This window comes from Clostridium simiarum (assembly GCF_018919175.1).
GTDB lineage: Bacteria > Bacillota > Clostridia > Clostridiales > Clostridiaceae > Clostridium_L > Clostridium_L simiarum.
This window is the reverse complement of record NZ_JAHLQL010000004.1, coordinates 107,431-126,773: the sequence shown is the minus strand read 5'-3', so window position 1 is coordinate 126,773 and position 19,343 is coordinate 107,431. Positions and strand designations below refer to the sequence as shown.

The window sequence follows — 19,343 nt, the reverse complement described above, 5'->3', positions numbered from 1 at the left end:
AATTGTTAAAAGAACCATTAAAATGAGATATTAATCTCTTTAAATCCTGGTGCATTTTTATCCTTTTCAGATAAAAGCACCTCTTCTATATCATTTAAAGGCCACTTAATACCTATATCAGGGTCATTAAATACTATGCCGCCTTCAAATTCAGGATGATAAAAGTCTGTACATTTATATACAAACTCTGCCTCTTCAGACATTACTAAAAATCCATGAGCAAAGCCTTCTGGTACATAAAATTGTTTATTGTTCTCTTCGCTTAAAACAACCCCATACCACTTACCATAGGTTTTTGAATCTTTCCTAAGGTCTACAGCCACATCAAATACTTCACCTTTTATTACTCTAACAAGCTTACCTTGAGGAAACTTCTTTTGAAAATGTAATCCTCTAAGTACGCCCTTTCTTGATTTTGACTGGTTATCTTGAACAAAAACCATGTCTAATCCAGCAGCTTTAAAGTCATTATAGTTGTAGGTTTCCATAAAATATCCCCTATGATCCCCAAAGATCTTAGGTTCTATAATATACAAGCCTTCAATAGATGTTTTTTCAAACTTAAACTGTCCCAAAATACTCACCACCTAAGAAATTTCATGGCCATACATGTTTTTATAGTAATTTTGATAATCTCCAGAAGTTATATGCTCCATCCATTCTTTGTTATCTAAATACCATTTAATGGTCTTAACAATACCTTCTTCAAATACAGTCTCTGGGTACCAACCTAGTTCTTCTTTAATCTTTGTTGGATCAATACCGTATCTTCTGTCATGACCTTTTCTATCTTCTACGTATTTTATAAGGTCTTCTGTTATAGCTGAATCTACATTTTTATTTAAGTAGTCAATAACGGTTTTAACTATGGCTATATTAGTCCTCTCATTATGTCCACCTACATTGTATACCTCACCAAGTCTGCCTTCTCTTATAACCATATCAATAGCCTTGCAGTGATCTTCTACATATAGCCAATCTCTAACATTAAGACCATCGCCATATACAGGAATATCTTTATGGTTTAAACAATTGTTGATTAATAAAGGTATTAACTTTTCTGGAAACTGAAAAGGTCCGTAGTTGTTTGAACACCTAGTTATATTTATTGGCATCTTAAAGGTGTCATAATAAGCTTTTACCATAAGATCCGCTGAAGTTTTACTTGAAGAATATGGACTATGAGGATCTAAAGGTGTGGTTTCAGTGAAGAATCCAGTGTCCCCTAAAGAGCCATAAACCTCATCAGTAGAAACCTGAAGGAATTTTTTTCCTTCCTTCCATGAATCTTGAGTCTCCCATGATTCTTTAGCTACATTTAGTAAATTAACAGTACCTATTATATTTGTCTTTGCAAATATCTCAGGTTCTTTTATACTTCTGTCTACGTGTGATTCTGCAGCAAAATTTACCACATAATCAAAATCATACTTTTGGAATAAATCTTCAATAAGTTCTTTATCACATATGTCACCATTAACAAATATATGATTTTTATTGTGCTTTACTTCCTCTAGGTTTTCCAAATTTCCAGCATAGGTTAGCTTATCAAGATTTATTATTCTTATATCTTGGTATTTTTTTAGCATATAAAGCACAAAATTTGAGCCTATAAACCCTGCGCCACCAGTAACTAAATAAGTTTTCATATTTCTAATCTATCCTTTCTCTTCCTTTAATATTCCCTGCTAAGATTCTTCTGCAACCTTTAAAAGATACTGACCATATTCTATCTTTGAAAGAGGTTCTGCTAAAGCTATTAGTTCTTCTTTTGATATGAACCCTTTTCTGTAGGCAATTTCTTCAATACAAGCAATATAAAGACCTTGCCTTGTTTGAATGGCCTCTACAAAATTAGCAGCATCTAAAAGACCCCTATGAGTACCTGTATCTAGCCAAGCCATACCTCTTCCGAAAAGTTCTACCTTAAGATTGCCCCTTCTCAAATATTCATTATTCACAGCAGTTATCTCAAGTTCTCCCCTTTTAGAAGGTTTAATATTCTTAGCTATTTCAACCACATCATTATCATAAAAATATAACCCAGGAACTGCATAGTTTGATTTTGGTACTTCTGGCTTTTCCTCTATGGAAATTACATTGTTATTAGAATCAAACTCCACTACACCAAAATCCCTTGGATTACTTACATGATATCCAAATATAGTAGCTCCTTCTTCTCTAGAGGCTGCTCTTTCTAATCTTTCAGAAAAACCATATCCGTGGAAAATGTTGTCTCCTAATACTAAAGCAACTTTATCTTTTCCTATGAATTCCTCTCCAACGATGAAAGCATCAGCAAGTCCTCTCGGTTCTTCCTGTATTGCATATTGAAAGTTTACTCCTATTTGACTTCCATCTCCTAAAAGTTCTTTGAAAGACTCAATATCTCTAGGGGTTGATATTATAAGTATATCTTTAATACCACCTAGCATAAGAACTGAAAGAGGATAATATATCATAGGTTTATCATAAATAGGTAATATTTGCTTAGAAACTGACTTAGTTACAGGGTGAAGTCTGGTACCAGAACCTCCTGCTAAAATAATTCCCTTCATTAAAGTTCCTCCTAAATCGTAAAATTATTGCTATAAGGCCTTCTATTCAAATATATATATAATGCAAATTAAAAGCCTTTTAAAAACGTAGAATACTATAACTAACCATAGATGTGATTTTCATTAAAATACATCTATATTATACTTTGAATAGAATTAAAAGTCTATTATCTGAGTAAAAAACACTAGAAACTACACAAATTTAAAGATTTGACTATATAGCTATAAATGTGTATTATTTTGTTATGCAGAAATGCTATAATTTTATTTAAAACATTAAATTTAAAATATGATTCTCTTATATCCATAAATGCAGAAATGCTATAATTTAATTTTATTTAAAACATGACAATTAAATTATAGTATACGTATATAATTTGTAGAAAAATCCTCTTTATATTAACTTATGTATTATAAAGGATTAGAATTTGTATAAAAGCCTTATTCATATTAAGTTATTTATTATAAGTGATTATGACTTAATATAAAAATCCTATTCATACTAAGTTATATGTATTATAAAGGATTATAATTTATATAAAAAACCCTATTCATATTAATTTATGTATTATAAAGGATTAAAAGGATGGTTTAATATGTCACAAAGTAGAATGGAAAAGTATCACGATAAAAATAATAAGCCTGTAAAAAATAGGTCTACAAAAGGTAAACCTAGAAAATCTAAAAAACCTAAAAAAAGGTCTAAAGCTTCAAAGATAATACTTACTTCTTTATTACTTGTATTTCTCTTTATATTAGGAGTTTCTTTTTTCTACATTTTCAACATATTAAATGGTATAAAGGGACAAAAAATATCTGATAACCATGATGATTTAGGTATAAATAAGGAGCTTGTGCAACAATTACAAGAAAGCGGAAAAAATAAGAATATCACTAACATAGCTTTATTTGGTACAGATGAGAGAGATAGTAGTGAAAAGGGACGTTCTGATGCAGTAATGGTTTTAACCATAGACACAGAACATAATAAGCTTAAACTCTCCTCCTTAATGCGTGATAGTTATGTAGATATAGACGGACACGGAAAGGACAAGTTAAATCACGCCTATGCTTTTGGTGGACCACAATTAGCTATAAAAACTATAAATAAAAACTTTAATTTAAACATAACAGATTATGCCACAGTTAATTTTTATCATCTACAAGATATAATAGATGTTATCGGTGGTATAGAAATAGATGTGAAAAAGGAAGAAATTGAAGAAGTTAATAAGATGATGAATGAACTTGCCTTTTTAGGTAAATATAAACCTCCATTTATAAAAAACCCTGGTCTTCAAACTCTTAATGGAAAACAGGCATTAGCCTATACAAGAACAAGGAATTTAGGTAATGGAGATTTTGATAGAGCTGGAAGACAAAGAACAGTATTAAATGCTTTATTTAATAAAGTAACTTCAGCAGGAGTTACTAAATATCCTGCCATTATAAATAGCGTTCTACCTATGGTAGAAACAAGTTTATCAAAAGCAGAAATATTAAAAATTGGAACTGATGTATTAACTTCTGGCTTAAAGGATTTGGAACAGGAAAGATTTCCTGTGGATGGCTACTTTAAAGACGGTGGTCAAACAATAAATGGAGTATGGTATTTAGTTTATGACATAAAACAAACTTCTAAGCAAATGTATGATTATATATTTAATGATATAAAACCACAACCTAAAAAATAATCTTTAAATTAGCAACTGACATGAAAAATACAGTACACATTTTCTATAAATAAATGGAACCACCTTTGGGTGATTCCATTTATTTACTTATATTATAAAGAACTTTGGGTATTTACATTTTTTTAAATGTTTTCAAGAGACAAATTAAAATATATAATATATATCAAGGTCTTCTAAACATGGAATAAATCTTATTTAAATAAATCTCACTTAGGAAGGGAGGTAAAGCTTTGAATTTCTTTATCAAAGCTTGATATTATGGCATTTAACTCTAATATTTTTATTTTCTTATTTTTACCTTTATGTCTTTTAATTTATTATTTAAGTCATGATAAAATTAAAAACTATGTACTTTTATTAGCTAGCATTGTCTTTTATGCTTGGGGTTCACCTAACACATTAATTGTTCTTCTTGCAAGCATAGCTATAAATTACATATTAATATCCATTATGGAAATTTCTAAAGGTAAATCTAGAAAGCTATTTTTAGTATTATCTTTGGTTTTTAATATTGGAATATTAGCAGGTTATAAATATATTGACTTCTTCCTGTCAGGAATAAATGTATTTACCTATTTAGCTGGATTTGCTCCTTTAACCTGGAGAAAGTTATCTGTTCCAATAGGACTTTCATACATAACTTTTCAACAAATAAGCTACATAGTGGATATCTATAAAGATAAGGATAAATCTTATGTAAATCCTTTAGATTATGTACTATACATATTGATATTTCCAAGACTTATTGCAGGTCCTATAATGTTATACCACGAAACTTCAATACAATTTAAAGAGAGAACTCATTCTTTCGATAAATTTTCTTATGGAATATGGAGATTTTCTATTGGTATGTTCAAAAAGGTTGCTATAGCTAATAGCTTAGGGTTAGTTGCAGATAATATATTCTCCACAGATCCTAGCCTTCTAGGTATAAAATATGCTTGGTTCGGAATGGTATTATACACCTTCCAGCTATTCTTTGACTTCTCAGGGTATTCTGATATGGCTGTAGGAATAGGTAAAATGTTTGGTTTTGATTTTCCTGAAAACTTTAACAGGCCTTATATATCAAAGAGCATCACAGAGTTCTGGAAAAGATGGCATATGTCTTTATCTAGATTTTTAAAAGAGTATATATATATTCCTCTTGGAGGAAATAGGGTATCTACTAAAAGGACTTATATAAATCTTTGGATAGTATTCCTTATTTCTGGGCTATGGCATGGAGCTGCCATGACCTTTGTAATATGGGGAATATATCATGGAACGCTACTTATATTAGAAAGAGTATATCTATTAAAGGTTTATAAAAAATTACCTGCTATAATAAGCAACGGAATAAGCTTTATATTAGTAGGAATCGGTTGGGTATTTTTCCGTTCAGAAAGTTTAAGTTATGCCTTAAGATATTTAAAAGCCATGTTTACTCTATCTTTCGCCCAGGGCATAAATTTTTATAATATGGACATATCCTTAAAAACCTTTGTGGCATTATTATTAGCGGTGCTAATTAGCTTTATAAGATATGAAAGATTTCAAAATGTCTTTGATAGATTAAAAAGCAAAGATATAATAAAATATGTCCTCTCTTTAATCATTTTAATATACTCTTTGGCAGCATTATCTTCAGGAACTTATAGTCCTTTCATATACTTTAAGTTCTAAAGGTCATAAGGAGGTGTATTATGAACAAAAATAATAAAATTGATGTTTTTAAGAAAAATAATAAAATGGGTGTTTTTAAAAAAAATGATAAAATAGATGTTTTTAAAAAAAATCATAAATTTGACACTTTTAAAATATTATATATTTCAATATTTCTCATTATTATAGCTTTACCATTAATTGAAATGAGTACAAACTTATTTGATCCACCTAAGTTAAATGAAAAGAGGAAAAAGGCGGAAATGCCATCCTTTAAAGGAAATCCTCTTAATAGTGAATTTATTAGCGATATAGAGGACTATTTTAATGACAATTATGGATTTAGAGATCAATTTATCATGTTAAACAATACTTTAGATGTAAAACTCTTGGGGGTTAATACAAATAAAGACAGCGTTATAATAGGGAAAAATGATTATCTTTATTCCGCTGAGGAACTTGATGATTACACTAAAACAAATCTTTTAGAGGACTGGGAAATAAAAAAACTTGCTAAAGAATTAGCAAAACTACAAAAGGATCTTAAAGATAGAGGTATCTATTTCCTATTTACCGTGGCGCCAAATAAAAGCACCATATATCCCGAATACATGCCTTTTGAAGAAAATACTTCAAAGGAAGGAAATCTTGATAGGCTTCAAAGAGAACTAGATAACCTTGGGGTAAATAGTATAGATTTTAAAAAACTGCTATTAGAAAATAAAGGTGAAAAAGATTTATATTATAAAAGAGATACTCATTGGAATGATATAGGTTCCTTCTTAGCTACTGAAGCCCTTCTTCAAAATCTATCTAAGGAATATCCAATAGTTGATATGCCCAAAATAGAGGGAATGAAGGAAGAAGTTTATTCAGGGGACTTAGATGGTTTACTGGGTTTAAAAAGCTGGATTAATGAATATAAGTTAGATATAGACTATGGATACACTTATAAAAAGTTACCTAAGATGATCTCTTATATGGATAGCTTCAGTTATAACGTACTTCCAAAGCTTGATAAGTACAGTTCCTATAGAATTGATCATCATAATATACAGGCAGATATGCATTCTAATTTATCTTATAACATAGAAAATACTAAAATTATTTATTTTGAAATAGTAGAAAGATACCTATACAAATTATTAGATTATGACTTCGCCCTATTCGATGATGATTTAAAAGAATTAGATGGATATACTTATAACAAAACTTCCCTTCCTTTATCTGAGGAAGATGAGAAGGATATATTCACTAATTATAAGTATATAGAAAAAGTTAAAAACCCTGATGGAAGCTATTATTTAGAGTCACGCTATGATGACTCCTTCATAATATGGTATCTACCAGAAACTAATGTGAACTATTTATATCTTGAGCTTTCAGAACCACCAAAAGACATATCCCTACTTCAATTCTTTTGGGCTACAGAAGATGAAGAGTCAGATTTTACTGAAGAAGATAGCTTGAAATTTATAGCCACACCTTTAAAGACTAAGTATCTTATAGATGTACGGCATTTATCAATAGAAGATATCAACAGGTTCCGTTTAGACATTGGAGATAAGCCTGGAACGGCAATTAAAGTTAATAAAATTGAGTTGTATTGAGTTTCCTAAGTTATTTCCCCTTCGGGAAATAACTTGGGAAATACACCCCCGGGGGTGTATTTCCCAAAAAAAGCAGTAAAAGAGACTAACGTTAGTTAGTCTCTTTTTACAACATAGGTTAAAATAGGATTAGAAAACTAAACTCGCCTTCCTGACCTTGGATAATGTTCCTGGATAGTAAGAATAGTTTTAAGTGCCTGTGGGCATTTATTTTTTACTTCTATATAAGCTCAAAATTATTATACCATATTCTTCTTGCGTTTACAAACTAAATTTATATAAAATTTCATCTATTATCTTAATTATCCAATTCCTTTTTGCCCTAATTTCATGCCAATAAATCTAGCTGCAAAGTTAGGAATCACATTAAAAATAACAGCAAAATTCTTTTCTTCAAAAGCCCTTTTAAGGACATATTTTAAAAGTTTAAAACCACTTTCATTGGCACCATATTGTTTTAAATAGCTATTTTCTTTAAAAAATCTTCCTGTATCATTATATCTTCTATACAGCTGTTTTAATGTGAATTTATGAGAATGTATAACCTTAGACTCTGCAGAATATTTAATCCTATATCCTGCCATTATCATCTTATGGGCAATATACATATCTTCACTTATTATAAGATCTTTGGCATCATAGCCCTTTAACTCTACAAATACACTTTTCTTTATAGCAGAAGAAGCATCAGAAAAAAAGAAAGTCATAAGTCCAAGTTTAGGTATATCCTCTTTAGATACAGTCCTAGATACCCCTGGATAATTATTCTCTCTTATATACTTTTCTATAGTATTATTATCACAAATCTGTCTACTGAAAGCGCCTTCACAGTTGCCTTCTCTTATGTCTTTTGTTAGATTATAAAGCCAAAGCTCATCTTTTATAATTATATCCTGAGTAATAAATACCAATATATCCCCGGAAGCTTCAAGAGCAGCTTGCTCTCTAGTCTTACTATGAGAAAATTCACCTTTAGTAATTAACTTGTAATCACTACCTAAGCTCTTTAAAATAGCTTCAGAATTGTCTTTGCTTTCAGTTAGAATATATTTTATTTGGTCTATATGTACGTTCTTTTGCATCTTTAAACTGTTATCTAGATTTTCTAGATAATTTTCTGCATTATATAGTGGGCATATTATAGTAACACTCATTACTTATCACCTTTTAATTTTTATCTTATTTTTGATTTTTTATATGTTTTTTATCTTATCTCTTAACTTTTATAATTTATACTTTTATTCATTATACTTTTATGATTTATATCTTTATTTATTGAATAATAACATAAAACTTTTTTATATTACATATTAGAAACCTTAAAAGAAATTATTGAGGCAGAGATTAAAGCTTTCCCCTCAATTCTTAAGCAAATATGTGAAACTAGAATTTAGTGATAATCACTTAACTATTTAACAACTTAATGATTTAATTACTTAATTATTCAATTACTGAATCAGGTATCAAAATCTCATTACACTTATAAACTATTTAGCGTTTTCATCACCAAACAGAACTTTAACGGTTCTAAAAATAAGGATAATATCAAGTCCTGTGTTTCTTTCCTTAACATATTTTATGTCAAGTTTCATCCAATCTTCAAAATCTATACTATTTCTACCCATTACCTGCCAAAAACAAGTAAGTCCTGGTTTTGCAATAAGCTTATCCCTCATCCAAGGTTCAAAATTACCAACTTCTTTAGGTAGATTAGGTCTTGGTCCTACTAGGGACATCTCACCTTTTAGTACATTCATAAGTTGCGGTAATTCATCAATACTTGTCTTTCTTATGAATTTACCTACTTTTGTTATTCTTGGGTCATCAGTCATTTTAAACATTGGACCTGACATTTCATTTTTTTCTTTAAGTTTATCTAAAAGCTCTTCTGCATTAATCACCATAGATCTAAACTTGTACATCTTAAATACTTTGCCGTATTGGCCCACTCTTTCTTGAGCAAAAAATATTGGACCTTTTGAATCTAATTTAATAGCAATGGCGGTGATTAACAATATAGGACTTACAATTATTAATCCTACCAATGATCCTAATATATCTATAATTCTTTTTACAAAAAAATAAACCTTACTTTTTTTATATTCTTCTCTACTCGCTAACATACTAAAACTCTCTGTGGTGTTTAAATTTTGCATAAAACTCCACCTTTCTCCATACAAACTTTAATTCTATTTTATTTAATTACTATTTTCAACGTAAAAATAAAATTCATATAAATTTATATATTTCATGAATCTCCCTAAATAGTATACGTTATATACTTTGTAAAGTTAGTATATCATTTATGTATTTTTTTGTCCATAGGACTACTTTGTCTATTTCCCGACATATTTCCCTTTTAGGGAAATACTGCCCCGGGGGTGATTTCCCTAATAATTTCCCAATTTCCCTAACCATTTCCCACTTCTTCTACAAACATTTTATAATTTTTCATTGTATTAAAACAATCTATAAGTTTTTCTGTCTGAACTATTCTTTTCTTTCCTATTCCTAAATACATAGAATAACTGCTCCATATATAATGCTCTGGTTTCTTTACTATGTTAGCTCTTACAGGGTTCAAATGAATGTATCTACTTACTTCCATCAGCTCTAAATCACTATCTATAATCTGGGAATAGTACCTTCCTTGAAATAAATAACCTACATATTCATACTTTTGATTAAAATACTTGGCATACTGACTATTTATTCTACTCATGAAATGTTTAATATGAGTATCTTTTGTCTCTATCATAAGATGAAAGTGATTACTCATAATGCAATAACAAATTATTGAAAATTCACCTTTATAATATTCTAATGAGTTTTCTATAATGTTTAGAAAAACATACCTATCTCTTATGTCTTTATATATAATTTCTTTTCTATTTCCCCTGCTAGTTATATGATAAATAACACCAGGATACCAGGTTCTTTTCTGATAACCCATAGTCTTCTCACTCCTTTTAATATTCATTACTATGGATTATTGCCAAAAAAGATGGGAAATAGACCCCCGGGGGTCTATTTCCCTTTTATTTCCCTTTTATTTCTTTATTTATCTCTTATTTTCCTATGGAATATAGATTTGTCTAGCTTTTACCACTTTATTCGTACTACTATTTACCTCTGCTATGATCATGTGTTTACCTGCTATTGTATCTATTACGGTATCTTTATCTACATAATCTGTGTATGAGCTTAGCACTTGTCCTGGTGTTGGTAGAGCTATAAGTGTAGAGTTAACTAGGTATACATATTTATTTCCTGAAGCTAAAGTATCTTTTATTTCAAGTTTTATTTCATCTGCTGTTCCTGCATTTGTTATAGATAACTCTTTTATTGTTGGTGTCTTTGTAGAATTATAATATATAATAGGAACATTTCCTGATACTTTTTTACCTGCAACTATATCCCCATAGAAATTTCCCTTTCCATTTATATTTCTATTCATATTTTGTATTACAGCACCTATTGCATCAGCATTTTCCCCTTTAGAACCTAGGTTAATAGAACCAACTTGGACTTTAGCACGATCAGCTTCAAGCCAAATTCCTACTTCTGATCCTGATATTGTGTTTGCAGAAAGATTTACCTTTCCACCATCTACATATATTGGTGTAGCAATGGAATCTGTTACTCCAGATATAAAATCACTAAAACTATTCTTATTTATAAGTATTTCATTATAATTAGAACCATCTGTTCCACTAATCCTTATTCCTGCTACATTCTTACCTGTATTCATACCTCTAAATGTAGAGTTTTCAACCTTTGTTCCAGCTTGAGCTCCCTCATCTATATATATATGAGAGAATTCTGTTGCTAGAGATTTAATGCTGGAGAATTCGGTGTTTTCTACTTCCAGCTTAGCTTGCTTGTTGGATTTAATAACGCTGAATCCACCTGCTGCAAATTCAAAGTTACTAAAGTTTACACTGTCTAAGGATAACTTACCATTATTCTCTATTATATTATCTTTGTATTGAGCTCCACCTATAAAACCAATCTTAGAAATTACTGTAGTTGAAGATGAGTCTATAGTTATATTTCCCTTTTCACCAAACTCAATTTTTGATACTCCAACGGTACTTCCTTTTATAGTTAGGTTTTTTGTAACCTTAATCTTGTCATCTATCTTATATACAGTAGGAGATAGATTGATAATCTCTATGCTAGAATCTTCCATAGCTTCTTTAAGTGCCACCCCATCTTTTGGACTTGCTATAACCACACTTATTAAGTAGTCTTGATAAGTAGTACTATCTTGAGCAGTAACTCTAACATACATGCCAGATTCTAACTCTGTCTTAGTAGTCAGTTGTTTATCTGGTCCTAAAATATCAACTCTAGCATTATTTTTTGTTATAGTTTTGCCTATAAATTCAGATACACTCATTTGTGAAGTACGTACCACACTACCTTGTACAATAATATTAGAATCATTTGAACTTAAGCTAGTGTCTTTACTTAATCTTCCAAGCATTGTTTGTATCTCATCTACTACTAATTTAATTTCTGATTGCTTAACATTAGGTTTAATTAAAAGTTGTTCACCCTTCTTTATTGCAAGCAATAGCTCTTGAGAAGGATTATCTTTTCCTCTTGCATCATTCAATACATCTAATAAAGGTTTAAAGTCTCTTCTTATAGTTAGCTCCTTGTAATCTGATATATTACCTGCATCATCTACTGCAATAGCATAATAGGATTCTAGTAAAGTTGAACCTAATACATTAGTAAAATCAATTAGGGTTTCACTCTTAAATAATGGTATAGATATATTACTTCCTCTATGTTGAATCATTAATGCATTTTGTGATTTGAAAGCTTCCTCTAAAGCTTGAGGATTTCTATCTATTCCCCATCTAACCACATAAACTTTACTCTTCTCATTAGCACTAATAGATATAGCATCTCCAACATCATATACTGGTTTTTCTCCTGCTTTATCTAAGGTTATCTTTGGAACACTATTATCTACAGTAATCTTATTATCAGATTCTATAGATGTTCCTACACCATTTACTATAAATAATTTATAGTCTTTATCCAGTGGATTAGTGATGGATTTATCTCCTTCTGGAGCAGGCATCTTAGTTCCAGCCCCTGTGAATTTTACAAGATCATGGCCTTCGCTAAGTAATCTTTCAAAAGGTGAAGGTCCTGTTTCAGAGTTCCATCCCCTTACTTCATCTAAAAATTCTACTGGCACTAGCCATGCTTCCTCACCTGGATTTAGTGTCTTATCTAGCATAACATGTATATTTAATTTATTAGGATCATAGCCTTGAACCCTTTGTTGCTTTATTGTTGGCTTAGCTGGAGTCACTTCTGCTACCATATTATAAGTTCCTGGCGTATGGTTAGCTACTTTTCCTTCAACTAAAGGCATGTATCCATCAATATCAGGTGATGCTTTACCTGAATATCTAGACGCTACATACACATCATAGCCTCCATTTTTAAATAAAGTTCCCTTGCTGTCTTTGTTTTTATATTTAGCATCATCTTTGGATAATACTGAACCATCCCAATCTGTAGTTGTAGTACTTAATTTATCTACTATTGGGTTATGGCTATTCATATCTAAAGCTGTTCTTGCTGGTAATATATATATTTCTTGAGTAGATCTTATATAATAATTATTTAAATAACTCATATCAAATCTGTTCCATGACGGTAGTTCCCATCTTCTTATGGTTAAGTCTCTAATATCTAGCCCTACTCCATTAAAGTCTTTATCTTCTACATCACCCAAGGCTATGGAAGGGGTTATATATTGTTTTATCTCTGTAGGAGCACTTTCTGCCTTGTCTACTCTAGTTATGGTTACAAAGAGGCTTTTACCATATGGATCAAAATCCATCTTAGACACTATGGCTCTTCCCTCTCTCCCAACTTTAGAAGTTCCTAAAAGTTTCTTCTTATCTTTATCATAATAAACCTTTATGGTGTCTCCTTCTTTTAGTCTAGCCTGTACTTTATTGGAATCACTAGGACCTTTAATTTCATCTACTATTAGCATATCATTTTTACTACCATTTTTATAAACCGTTAGCTTATTAGTATCATTTAACATTTCTGATGGTATGGTCATATAAAGCTTTATAGTCTTATTATATCCTACAACACTTCCAGTATATGTCCTTACACCATCTTTAAAGGTTACCTTTGAAGGTGTAGTGTCCCAAATTACTACTAACTGCTGAATAGTATTGTCCTTCATTATAGCTGGGACCTTACGTGGTAAATATTTATCTTCCAAGAATTCTGTAGATTGATTTACGTCTTCAAAACCTACAGTTACATAGACATCTTTAATTTCTACTATTTGATTACTATCTTTTGGTTTTCCAACTTCCTCTGGAGTTATACTTCCATCCGAATCTAAAGGTAGTCTTAATAACTTTCCTTTTGTGGTGGTAAAGTATATCCAGTCACCTACTATATTTATATATCCTACTGTTTCATCGGATAGCTTAACTTTATTTCCACTGCCGTCAGTGTTTATTCTATAAAGCTTTCCTCCATCTTCTGCATTACTGTAGTATATCCAATCTCCATAAACATTTATGTGATATCCTTTATTATATTGGCTGATTTGACCTTTAATAGGAATCACAGAACCTTGTCCATTTTTATTAACTTTACTTATAGTTCCATTACCTGAGGTAAAGTATAGCCAATCCCCTACTACTTGTATACAATCTGCCCATACATCACTTATCTTTCCTCTATAGGTTCCATCCTTATGTATAACATAAGGTTTATGCCCATCAGAGTAATTTGAGTAATATATCCAATCTCCTGATATATTTATATAGGCTACTTCATCTGAAACCTTATTAACACTGCCATAATCTATGACAACTTTATTTCCATGTACTCTGTTTGTAGCATCTACCTTAACATCTGAGCCACTCTTTTTTACCCTATAAAGTTTACCTAAATCTGAATGGTTACTGTAGTATATATCCTCTCCAGATATACTTATATAGGCAGCTTTATCATCTAGCATCTTTTGCCTTTCAGTACCATCCTTTTTAACCTTGTACATCTTTCCTTCATCATTATAGTTACTGTAATATATCCAGTCCCCAGATTCATTTAAATATTGAGCCTTGTCTTCTAATATCATCCTATTAAAAGCTCCATCCGCTCCAAGCTTATAAACTCTCTCTTTGTCAGAGTTGTTTACGTAATATATGTAACCCTCATCATCTTCTACAGCTATACCGTTGTTATTTGAGTTTCCTCCAGAATTTCCTGCATGAAGACTTTCAGAAAGCCTTAATCTTATATCACTATTATTATTTCTATATACATCTACAATACCTTTTGCTAATACTGTCTTATCCTCAGCTAATATGCTTATTTCTTCAGTATTACCTAAAGCTACATATAAAATAGACTCTCCAATGCCCTTTATTACATTACTTCCTTTTATTTTGTAATACTTTGCATCTGGTACCGCCTTAACTTCTTTTAATGTTAAATTGGTAGTCTTAGCATCACTTCTTACTATAACATCAACCTTAGCCTTAGGTGGAACTAGTTGATATTCCTGCCTATCTTCTCTCCACTCATAAAGATGCTTTTTACCTTCTGGATCTACATAAACCATCTTGTCATATTTTCTACTAGGCTCTACCCCCTCTACAGGTCCAGTTCCAAATAGAGAATATATCTTTTCATAATTAATATCATAAGTATAATATATATCGTAAGATCTTGATATTATCTCATTTACCATTTTTATATTTTTAATAAGGTAGTCCACAGCGTAAGCCTTATCATCCACAATAATAAGACCATCTTCTCCTGGCAAACCTGAATAAATATTTTTAATAGTAAAATCCATTCTAGTAGGTTTTTTTAGATTATATTTCTTTTTAGACTTAATATCCCTAACCTCAAGAGTATAAGTCCTTCCTTTAGCATAATTGGTTTTACTTTTAACCTTAACATAACTAGGATTATATGGGTCCTTAGTTATTGTTATATCTACAGGTTTTAATGTGGTCTTTTCATAAATTTTTATAGCCCCATCTTTTAAGGTATTTTCATCAACTTCTTGAGAAAATTTCACTGTAAATTCATGATTAGACTCTAAGTTATATTTAGTATCCATAATTTTAAATTCTTCTGCTGCTTGTGCTGCTTGTGGCTGTACCACAAAAATCTTAGATGTAAATAAAAACATCATAAGAGAAAACACAGATATTAACTTATAGAGTTTTTTCTTCCCTTTCAAATTCCTTCACCTCTCTGCACCCCCGGGGGTGTATTTCCCATACTTTCCCGGAGTTAATTTTTGAGTAATAGCTGTTTTGCTAGCTCTAGATCCTTTTCTGTTATCTTTCCGTCCCCATCAATATCTGCGGCCTTAAGGCCATTATTTCCCGGGAAGGAATAAGTCTTCTTTAATATATATCTTTGAATATATTGTATGTCTAAGGCGGTTACTACTCCATCTCCATCTACATCACCATACAATATAGGTTGTATATTTAAGGAACCTGAATGATAGAAAGTATTAAGTATTCTGTAGCTACTATCATAAGCATCCTTTTGACTATTTTTATCAAATTCTAAGGTGTACTCTCCTTTAGGTGCATTGTCCTTAATCTTAAATTTAATTAATGCTAAAGTACCCTTTTCCTCTATATTTCTACTGCTTTTTGATTGATCCTTGAAAGCTATATAGATTTTATCTTTTTCTGATGTACTATTATAGCTAAAATCCTTACTATCTTTTATAATGTCACCCTTTGAAACAGACACAACCTCTAGTACCTGTGAGTTGTATCTTAACTTAAAGTTTAGATTATATATTCCTCTAGGTGGTGTCTCATTTATGTAAATAGGCACTTCTATATACTTACCGTTAATTCCAGTTAAATCATCTATCTTTATATTTATATCATTATCTTTATTTTCTCTCACATAATACTCTAAAGTAAGAGGTGCACTCTCTCTTTTGCTCTTTACAGCTATGGCTCTTACAGTAGTATTTTTATCTATAGTTATAGGTTCTTTATAATGAATACTGTCCTTTGAAGGACTTGTCCCATCTAAAGTGTAGTATATATCTGCATTTTTTATATCAGATACTAAGGTAACTTTAGTACCTCTCTCTATAAATCCTTCATCATGATTAGCATAAACCATAGGTAATACCTCTTCTATAGAGGATATCTTTTGAGGAGTACTATAATTTCCTCCTTTATAGCCTGTACCTAGCTGCCCTTTGTCATTTCTTCCAACAGCATAAATATATCCATCATATCCTATGCCGAATGTACCAAACATGCTAGAATATACCTTACTAAACTTATTAAAATTATATATCTCAACAGGTTCTTTTATCTCACTGTAACCATATCCCAGCTCTCCGTATTGATTTTTACCTATGCCATAAAACTTATCTTGTTTATTTTTAAAAATTATATTATTAGTAGTAATTGATAAACTATCAACAGAACCTATATTACCCAAATATATCTCTCCCTCAGAGAGCATCTCCTTACTAAAGCATATTCCCTTTGGATAATTTGAAGATCCTATTTCGCTTACTTCACCTTCTCCCCAAACATATGCTTTTCCATTAAAACCTACCGCTCCACTGCTATTACCATAAGCTGTGATTTCTTTTATGCCATTTAAACCATTTATCTTAAAAGGCTTATATTTGGTATTATATGTACCATCACCTAACTGACCCTGTTTATTTACTCCAAAGCTATAAACCTCTCCATCTTTGTCTAAAGCTAAGGTGTGAAACTCCCCTACCTTTATATCAGCTATGTTTCTTAACCCATTAACAAACTCAGGTTTTAAACTAAACTTTTCCTCTATATCTCCAAACTGACCACTAGGATTATAGCCCCACATCCAAACGGATCCTGTTACATCCAGAACCACTGAAAATCTATTTCCTGCTCTAACCTTTGATATTAGTGGAAGTCCCTCTACCTTTTTAGGAAGTAACACATCCTCTGTGGTACTTGAATCTAACTGTCCATAATCATTCTTTCCCCAAACCCAAACAGTGCCATCCTCTCTTAAAGCTATACTATGGGAAGAGCTGGTATCAAAATCCACCACATCCGAAATCCCATTCACTTGCTTTGGGGTGTTATAAGAGTATGCTTTACTACTATAACCTAGCTGTCCAAAAGTATTATCCCCAAAAGAATATAATAATCCATCATTTTTCAAAGCCAAGGTGTGAAAATCAGAAGTTCTTACCTCTCTAAACTTCTTATCATCTTTTAAATCCTTTAATGTAACATTCACATTATATTCCTTCTTAAGGTTTCCAGAAGAAGTTACTACTATTTTTATAAAAGCCTTACCATTTACTAAGGTATTTCCTTCAATACTTAAATTTGCATCCTCATCATAAGGCGTAACAAACACCTTAAGATCTCTATTCCAAGTGCTTAAAGGTAAATCCATATTATAATCTGTAACCCCAGGCTTAAAATCCTCTACCCATATTCCATTTATAAAAATTCCTCTTAAATCTGCATTATCAGCAGCCTTTGGTTGTAACGCAAAGAGGTTCATAAATACTAATAAAAATAGCATGGTGCTAATTATCTTATTTAACTTAAGGTCTTTTCTCTTTACCATTGCCTTGCCCCCTTACCCTTTATTTATTGGTGTAAAATACTTGTGATATAATGAAAGTTTCTATATCAATTGATTTAAAGTACTTGCGGTATAATGGAAGTTTCTATATCTACTGATTTAAAGTACTTGCAGTATAATGAAAATTTCCCTATCTACTGATTTAAAGTGCTTGCAGTATAATGGTAGTTTATATACCTACTGATTTAAAGTACTTGCGGTATAATGGAAGTTTATATATCTACTAATTTAAAGTGCTTGCCATATAATAAAACATTCATACTTAAACTTTATTTATTTATATAAAACTTAATGTCATAATCTCGTTTTATACCCCTTCCTCTTTTAGATAATAAACCTTGTTTAACCTTTAAAGAATAACCCTTAAACTTTTCATATCCATCCTTAGGAGGTAGTATTTCTAAAGCCATACCTCCTTCTGCTAATCTATAGGTACAATTTATCTTCTCGCCCTTGCTGTCCTTTACTTCTATATAGTTACCATTTATATTTTCCTCGCTTATCTCTTGATTAAAGGAAACCTTCCAAATCTTATCAGAGCTTACAACTTTCAAATCCTTAACAAAAGTCACTGTACCCTTATTTACTGTAGCTTTTAGGGCTTTCAAATTATTATCATAAAAATTAATCTTTGAATTAAAATAAGGCTTTATAACAGCACCAGTAAAAGAGCTTTCTAACTTTACATCTAAATAAAATAATATACCATCTGTTTTTATTGGATTCTCTCCACCTTTACTATCACTAAACAATATATTAATCTTATTTCCCTTTATAGAGTACAAAAAATCCCCTGAATTGCTTATTACATCTCCTGACCTTACATCTAATACATGCAATGAGCTTGGAAATTCTAGTGAAAAATCAAAAGAAGAAATTCCATTATAAGGAATATTGCTTATGTTAACAGGTATAGTGGTTACCCCTTCCATATTTCCATAGGCATCACCTATATTTACTTCTATGTCACCTGCCGCCGCTCCTGCACTAAAAGGAAAAGAACTTATAATAAAAAAGCTCATAATAATTAATGCAGCAAACTTAAATAAATTTTTATCTTTAATAGTTTTTCTCATAAATACACCCTCTAACTAATATTTTTGATTATTTTTACAATCATATCACTGAATGCATATAAAGATATGTTTTTAAAAGTTGTAATGCTTATAATTTTA

General features: G+C 30.8%; 12 protein-coding genes. 3 read left to right on the top strand and 9 right to left on the bottom strand.

Annotation, left to right across the window (positions count from 1 at the left end; genetic code table 11):
- Window positions 1–17: 17 nt before the first annotated feature.
- Genes rfbC through rfbA form a run of 3 tightly spaced genes read right to left on the bottom strand, consistent with a single transcriptional unit; the run spans window position 18 to window position 2,558 of the window.
- Window positions 18–575 carry a dTDP-4-dehydrorhamnose 3,5-epimerase gene (gene rfbC, locus KQI89_RS12145; RefSeq protein WP_216457288.1) on the bottom strand — a complete coding sequence of 186 codons (558 nt, stop codon included), beginning with the start codon at window positions 573–575 and terminating at the stop codon, window positions 18–20.
- A 12-nt stretch (window positions 576–587) separates the two neighbouring features.
- A complete protein-coding gene (gene rfbB / locus KQI89_RS12140) occupies window positions 588–1,649 on the bottom strand; it encodes a dTDP-glucose 4,6-dehydratase (RefSeq protein ID WP_216457287.1) in 1,062 nt (353 codons plus the stop codon).
- Window positions 1,650–1,688: 39 nt separating this feature from the next.
- Window positions 1,689–2,558: a glucose-1-phosphate thymidylyltransferase RfbA gene (rfbA, locus tag KQI89_RS12135; protein WP_216457286.1), complete on the bottom strand. Its 870-nt coding sequence runs from the start codon at window positions 2,556–2,558 to the stop codon at window positions 1,689–1,691.
- A 596-nt stretch (window positions 2,559–3,154) separates the two neighbouring features.
- On the opposite strand from rfbA, the gene KQI89_RS12130 reads away from it, so the two are divergent.
- The 3 genes from KQI89_RS12130 (at window position 3,155) to KQI89_RS12120 (ending at window position 7,506) form a co-directional block, all read left to right on the top strand.
- Window positions 3,155–4,252, top strand: coding sequence for an LCP family protein (locus KQI89_RS12130; protein WP_246583094.1), 1,098 nt, complete (start codon window positions 3,155–3,157; stop codon window positions 4,250–4,252).
- A 258-nt stretch (window positions 4,253–4,510) separates the two neighbouring features.
- On the top strand, window positions 4,511–5,917 hold the full coding sequence (locus KQI89_RS12125; RefSeq protein ID WP_216457285.1) for an MBOAT family O-acyltransferase: 1,407 nt from the start codon (window positions 4,511–4,513) through the stop codon (window positions 5,915–5,917).
- 20 nt (window positions 5,918–5,937) lie between these two features.
- Window positions 5,938–7,506 carry an alginate O-acetyltransferase AlgX-related protein gene (locus KQI89_RS12120; protein WP_216457284.1) on the top strand — a complete coding sequence of 523 codons (1,569 nt, stop codon included), beginning with the start codon at window positions 5,938–5,940 and terminating at the stop codon, window positions 7,504–7,506.
- A 302-nt stretch (window positions 7,507–7,808) separates the two neighbouring features.
- On the opposite strand, the gene KQI89_RS12115 is transcribed toward KQI89_RS12120, so the two are convergent.
- The 6 genes from KQI89_RS12115 to KQI89_RS12090 all read right to left on the bottom strand — a co-directional run bounded on the left by KQI89_RS12115 (window position 7,809) and on the right by KQI89_RS12090 (window position 19,244).
- Complete coding sequence (locus KQI89_RS12115) at window positions 7,809–8,660, bottom strand: glycosyltransferase family 2 protein (protein ID WP_216457283.1); 852 nt, start codon at window positions 8,658–8,660, stop codon at window positions 7,809–7,811.
- 333 nt (window positions 8,661–8,993) lie between these two features.
- Window positions 8,994–9,662: a sugar transferase gene (locus KQI89_RS12110; protein ID WP_216457282.1), complete on the bottom strand. Its 669-nt coding sequence runs from the start codon at window positions 9,660–9,662 to the stop codon at window positions 8,994–8,996.
- A gap of 254 nt (window positions 9,663–9,916) precedes the next feature.
- A complete protein-coding gene (locus KQI89_RS12105; protein ID WP_216457281.1) occupies window positions 9,917–10,459 on the bottom strand; it encodes a transposase in 543 nt (180 codons plus the stop codon).
- A 123-nt stretch (window positions 10,460–10,582) separates the two neighbouring features.
- Window positions 10,583–15,766: a DUF5050 domain-containing protein gene (locus KQI89_RS12100; protein ID WP_216457280.1), complete on the bottom strand. Its 5,184-nt coding sequence runs from the start codon at window positions 15,764–15,766 to the stop codon at window positions 10,583–10,585.
- Window positions 15,767–15,819: 53 nt separating this feature from the next.
- Window positions 15,820–18,150 (bottom strand): RCC1 domain-containing protein, encoded by a 2,331-nt coding sequence (locus KQI89_RS12095; protein WP_216457279.1) that lies wholly within the window; start codon window positions 18,148–18,150, stop codon window positions 15,820–15,822.
- 287 nt (window positions 18,151–18,437) lie between these two features.
- On the bottom strand, window positions 18,438–19,244 hold the full coding sequence (locus KQI89_RS12090; RefSeq protein WP_216457278.1) for a cohesin domain-containing protein: 807 nt from the start codon (window positions 19,242–19,244) through the stop codon (window positions 18,438–18,440).
- Window positions 19,245–19,343: the final 99 nt, after the last annotated feature.